Consider the following 1,474-nt stretch of genomic DNA (forward strand, 5'->3'; position numbering starts at 1 on the left):
TCTGAACCTTCGGGGAACGATAACGGCGTCGAGCGGCGGACGGGTGAGTAATGCCTAGGAAATTGCCCTGATGTGGGGGATAACCATTGGAAACGATGGCTAATACCGCATGATGCCTACGGGCCAAAGAGGGGGACCTTCGGGCCTCTCGCGTCAGGATATGCCTAGGTGGGATTAGCTAGTTGGTGAGGTAAGGGCTCACCAAGGCGACGATCCCTAGCTGGTCTGAGAGGATGATCAGCCACACTGGAACTGAGACACGGTCCAGACTCCTACGGGAGGCAGCAGTGGGGAATATTGCACAATGGGCGCAAGCCTGATGCAGCCATGCCGCGTGTATGAAGAAGGCCTTCGGGTTGTAAAGTACTTTCAGTCGTGAGGAAGGCGGCGTCGTTAATAGCGGCGTTGTTTGACGTTAGCGACAGAAGAAGCACCGGCTAACTCCGTGCCAGCAGCCGCGGTAATACGGAGGGTGCGAGCGTTAATCGGAATTACTGGGCGTAAAGCGCATGCAGGTGGTTTGTTAAGTCAGATGTGAAAGCCCGGGGCTCAACCTCGGAATAGCATTTGAAACTGGCAGACTAGAGTACTGTAGAGGGGGGTAGAATTTCAGGTGTAGCGGTGAAATGCGTAGAGATCTGAAGGAATACCGGTGGCGAAGGCGGCCCCCTGGACAGATACTGACACTCAGATGCGAAAGCGTGGGGAGCAAACAGGATTAGATACCCTGGTAGTCCACGCCGTAAACGATGTCTACTTGGAGGTTGTGGCCTTGAGCCGTGGCTTTCGGAGCTAACGCGTTAAGTAGACCGCCTGGGGAGTACGGTCGCAAGATTAAAACTCAAATGAATTGACGGGGGCCCGCACAAGCGGTGGAGCATGTGGTTTAATTCGATGCAACGCGAAGAACCTTACCTACTCTTGACATCCAGAGAACTTTCCAGAGATGGATTGGTGCCTTCGGGAACTCTGAGACAGGTGCTGCATGGCTGTCGTCAGCTCGTGTTGTGAAATGTTGGGTTAAGTCCCGCAACGAGCGCAACCCTTATCCTTGTTTGCCAGCGAGTAATGTCGGGAACTCCAGGGAGACTGCCGGTGATAAACCGGAGGAAGGTGGGGACGACGTCAAGTCATCATGGCCCTTACGAGTAGGGCTACACACGTGCTACAATGGCGCATACAGAGGGCGGCCAACTTGCGAAAGTGAGCGAATCCCAAAAAGTGCGTCGTAGTCCGGATTGGAGTCTGCAACTCGACTCCATGAAGTCGGAATCGCTAGTAATCGTGGATCAGAATGCCACGGTGAATACGTTCCCGGGCCTTGTACACACCGCCCGTCACACCATGGGAGTGGGCTGCAAAAGAAGTAGGTAGTTTAACCTTCGGGGGGACGCTTACCACTTTGTGGTTCATGACTGGGGTGAAGTCGTAACAAGGTAGCGCTAGGGGAACCTGGCGCTGGATCACCTCCTTA

At 54.3% G+C, this 1,474-nt stretch carries 1 rRNA gene; it reads left to right on the plus strand.

From position 1 onward, the window contains the following. Positions 1 to 1,474 (plus strand): 16S ribosomal RNA (locus LIX84_RS23285); the annotation flags it as partial.

Origin of the sequence: Vibrio sp. E14 (assembly GCF_020515785.1) — a bacterium.
GTDB classification, from domain to species: Bacteria; Pseudomonadota; Gammaproteobacteria; order Enterobacterales; family Vibrionaceae; genus Vibrio; species Vibrio diabolicus.